This window comes from Undibacterium sp. 5I2 (assembly GCF_035019605.1).
GTDB lineage: Bacteria > Pseudomonadota > Gammaproteobacteria > Burkholderiales > Burkholderiaceae_D > Undibacterium.
Genome location: NZ_JASJVS010000112.1, coordinates 1 through 4,395 on the forward strand (window position 1 = coordinate 1; position 4,395 = coordinate 4,395).

Sequence of the window (4,395 nt, forward strand, 5' to 3'; positions counted from 1 at the left end):
TGAGCGACGAAGGAGCGACGCGATGGGAGGGGATGCAAACCCCTTCCAGAGTCTTTTCCATCGTCGCTTGCGACGATTCATTTAGTTGTTAAGCGCATCGCCATTCCCACATGCTCCGCGCAGTCAATCTAAATGTATCCTGGGCCCATCGTAGTGCGGGGCTTGGCTGAACGACTTGATCTGATTGACTATCGTGCTTGGCAACTGATTGTCAGCTAAATTGACGAATGCCGGTGCCGGCAGTTCCAGTAAATTACTTGTCACGCTGCGCAGTAGATTGTGATCGGCCAACAAGCGCCGCAAGTTGGCGGGCAGTTTCTCGGGTAGTGTATCGATACGGTTGCGCTCTATGCTCAATATAGCCAATTCGCTTGGTAAATCGGGCGGAAACTCGCTGAGCAAGTTACCACTGACATATAACTCGCGTAAATATGGCGCGAAATATTGTGGCCATGCGCCGATACGGTTGCGGTCCAAACTGAGGATGCGTAAATTGTGCAGCGGCAGTTCGGGAAAGACGCTGATGCGATTATCGGCCGCAAACAGTGCCGTGGTGCTTGCTGGAAAATTGAAACCGAGGGAGCTCAGCAGGTTGCTTTCAATGTACAAGTGCGTTAAGCTTGGTGGCAGGTTTTCTGGCATAGCATCCAAATAATTATCATTGAGTCGCAGTATCGTCGTGTGGATGGGGAAATATGCTGGCAGCGAGCGTAAGCCTAGTCCACTCAAATCGAGTAAGTCGGCGCGCCTTGTTTGGCTATCGATCAGACGGTGGTAGGCCTGCTCTATCTGTTCCGGCTTTCTCTGTTGAGACTCTGTCGGTTCAGACTCGATCTGTTCTGTTCCCATTTGTTCTGATCCTCTTTGTCTTGACTCTATCGCTTGGTCACGGCCGGCGTCTGCCGTGTTCAGCCAGTCTAGCCATAGTGATCGCAAAGCGGTATCCGAAGTCGGATCATTGTCATTTTCTGTTTTCGCTGCTGCTTTACTCATCGCTGAAATGCTGGATATTGTTGCTAACATCGTTGTCTCCGATTTGTTCAAGTGAGTGCGCAGTATCGAGGACTGGCTGAGTTTAACATTCATATTGTGTCCATTCTGTGGCATTGCCAGGTGTTGCCGGTCATTCATTAAGATGGCCGCTGGAAGGGCTATTTTTGAATGCTTTCGTGTTTAATTTAGGTAAAAATAGCCGCGCGCAGTGATCGGCAGCGCACACTTCATTCCAGTGGTTTGCCCGCCGCCGATGAGGGGATGGCTGTTGAGTAGCGTGACTGCGCCAAAGAGGGTAGTGAAAATGTATATTTTTTGAAGGTAAAACATGTTTAAACTCGGAGGAACGCTTGGGTTCCCAAAAGAAAAACTGGCGCTGCCAGATCATCATCCGACTGCATCGTCTGGTGATGCAGCTGTTTTTGGCAGCAGCGCGCTACAACAGGCAAATAATGTCCCGTACACCGTGTCTGCGGTGCCCTCTCCTAAGCCGGGTAAGCGCGCGCCGGTTTCGAAGCTAAAAGATGAATTGCTAGCGGTTAATAAAACTGAATTGCTTCCTCAGGCGCGGGAGAAATTTCTTGCGCCGCGTACCAAAACCCAAGTTTCTCCCGCTAGCAGTAAGCTGCACCCATCCGTAGCTGGCCCCATGCGGTTGACGGTGCAAACGGCGCAGCAACGCGACCTATCGTTTGCCAAATATCTTGATTCATATCTAAGTCCCCCGGTCGCTCGTTCGGTGGCGGCACGGGCGACCCTGGTTAGTCTGCTCAATAGCATTAATATCGATCCACAAAACCGTGCTGAGTTGGACGAGGCGCAATTTCGCGTGCTGTTATTCTGCGATCAGACCGCTGCATTGGAGGTCACCACTTTTACGAGTAAGCAAATGCGCTCGCTCAATGATGCAATACGCCACAATTATGTAAAGAATATCCTCAAAGAGGGGGCAGCCTTGGAGGCTTACGCTGAGGCATTTCTCTTGTATGGGAAGTTGTCGCATCCTAGTCAAGATATTTATCGCCAGATTGCCAAAGCTTATGCCGCCCATTTGATTGATCACTTGGACCAGGTTTTGCCGAATAGTGCCAGTGATATGGCGAGTGCGCGTGCGCGCCTCGATAGCCTCAGAAAGGCCAATGATGTGCTGCGCGACGCCGATATCGGGAAAAAACACGGTGAGCTCAGCGATAAAATTCACCGCCATTATGCCGGGCAATGTATGTATTCCGAGGAGATGCCAAAGTTGGATCGCTTGCGCGAGGCTTATTCAGCTCAGCAGCAGATCGTGGCTTGTAGCCCGCGTGCGGAAGAGGAGTTGTTTCAAATCAAGTTGCACTATGCGCATGAATTGTTGAAATGCCGGGTGGAGAGCGCGGAGGGTACGCAGCAAGCTCAGATCTGGCGCGAGGATTTGAGTCGCTTGAAACGGGAAATTCAGGCTGAACGGCCAGACTTGCTTTTGCTAAATCCTGAGTTGGCGTGAAATTTCATGGTAATTTGCCGTGCGCGCCGCTGCTGGCTTGCTTGATCAAAAATCTGACTAGGGTTTGAAACCCCGGCCTTCAGAGGCTGTCGCAAAACGTATTGATGCACAGTCCCATTGAATCTGATGAAGCTGTTGAAGACGCAAGCAAAAAAATTGTGGCATGCGAATGGAAAACACTTTTGCGGCCACTCTGAGAGCATATAAAGCTGAATAGAAGCATAAAAACAGCGCCCTCAACAGGGCAACTGCTCTGGATAAATTGTGGGCCATCACATGCAAGGCCAATTCACGTTTCACCGCTTTGAGTCCACGACGGCGGAAGCGCTCCACGCCCTGCTGGCCGCGCAGGCTGCTAAATACCGGTTCGACGATCGCTTTGCGCTGACTAAAAATGCGGCGCGCCTGTCGATGTCGCATCACCAGACGAAGTGCTTCACGTTGTTCATCTTCGCGATAACGTTTGATGCATCTTCCCTTTATCGCCTTGGTACAGTTCGCACGAAGTTTGCAGTCGTTGCAGTTCGATGCCGCATACACGTCATGTGACCGTGTGCTTGGTGTTTCTCCACATTTAGAAATAAGGATCAAGGTCTGTCCGGCAGGGCATCGGTAGGTATCCGAATGCAGGTCGTAGTCGAATGCGCTCTTGTGATACAAGCCTCCTTCTTTGCTCTTGGCTGGCCACTGTCCATCCGGACACAACAAGCTGATATCGCGTTCGAGTGTCGCATTAATCACGTCATCATCGAAGTAACCGGCGTCGAGCAGTAGTTCTTTGGCATGTTCGCTAGTCACGCGTGCGCTTTGATCTAGCATCGGTGCGATCACCTTGGTTTCACTCGACGGATCAAGCGCAAAAGCAGTAACGATCCTATCTTCGTTGGCCAGCACAGATGGTTTGTAGGATGCTGCAAAGCCTCGTCCGCGCTTTAGTCGCTGCACCATGGCTTCGGGCTCACCGCCGCTGATGCGTAAGGTCTCGCTACTTTTTCCACTGGCACGGCGAGCGGCTTGGCGCTGCTCGAAGAGTTCCTGACAGTGTGCGCTGCGCTCTTGTTCCTGTTGCGCCGCCAGATCTTGCGGCATGCTTTCGAGTGCTTGGCGCGCTGCTATTGCACGCGCTTTTACAGCCTCTTCCTTGAGCAGGTTGTAGTGCGAGCAGGCTGCTTCTATAACTGTACCGTCACCGGCCAGTCGTGTGCTGTCAGAGCCTGTCGCTTTCAAAATTGATCTGGTTAGTGATTCAAAAAACTCCTCGGTCAGTGATGCTTCGTGCAGGACGATGAAGCGCCCGATATTGGCATGATCCGGCGCGATACCGCCGGTCACCCACATACATCCGAGATCAAGCCGCGCCATGCGTTCCAACTCTCGCAGCGAATGCACACCTTGCATTACGCCGTACAGGATCAGGCCGAGCATTAACTGTGGAGCGTAAGGGGCACGGCCCGTAGCAGCATAGCGCTGCTCGAACGGCAACCAGTTTTGTTCTTCAAGCAGACGGGCTACCGAAAATGCTGCATGGTGACCAGCATGCTTGAGATGATCCTCCAGTCGCACTGGTCCCAGAAAAATGGCACGCGCATCACCAGTCACGAAACGCCGGCCACTACTGAGTGCCGTTCGTAGTCGCGGCGTCTCTGTACTACTGGGTACACCGCCAAACAAGTTGTATTGGGCATCGTCGGGCGATGGTAATTTGCGTGTGCTGCTCATCATCATTTTCCAGCGTTCATCTTAGTCGTGATTTTACAGATTGAGAGGCTTTTTCACACCTGAGACATCGCATACATCGTCAGTCCCGCATGCTTTTGGCCGGAACCCAGTATCGTTTTCAGCACTGAAAACAGCATGATTTCTGGCATTTTTTTTAAGCACGAACGCCGCCAGGTTCCCGCGCAAAAGCGCGCTGA

At 51.9% G+C, this 4,395-nt stretch carries 3 protein-coding genes; 1 reads left to right on the forward strand and 2 read right to left on the reverse strand.

The features are described from left to right. Positions 1-123 precede the first annotated feature (123 nt). Positions 124-1,023, reverse strand: a complete 900-nt coding sequence (locus tag QN359_RS19395; RefSeq protein ID WP_322248907.1) for a hypothetical protein — start codon at positions 1,021-1,023, stop codon at positions 124-126. Between the two features lie 298 nt (positions 1,024-1,321). Between QN359_RS19395 and QN359_RS19400 the strand changes: the two genes are divergently transcribed. Next, the gene (locus QN359_RS19400) at positions 1,322-2,479 is read left to right on the forward strand and encodes a hypothetical protein (RefSeq protein ID WP_322248906.1); all 1,158 of its coding nucleotides are present in this window, start codon (positions 1,322-1,324) and stop codon (positions 2,477-2,479) included. A 57-nt stretch (positions 2,480-2,536) separates the two neighbouring features. Here QN359_RS19400 and QN359_RS19405 read toward each other — a convergent pair whose 3' ends face one another. Next, positions 2,537-4,198 carry a transposase gene (locus tag QN359_RS19405; RefSeq protein WP_322248905.1) on the reverse strand — a complete coding sequence of 554 codons (1,662 nt, stop codon included), beginning with the start codon at positions 4,196-4,198 and terminating at the stop codon, positions 2,537-2,539. Positions 4,199-4,395 lie beyond the last annotated feature (197 nt).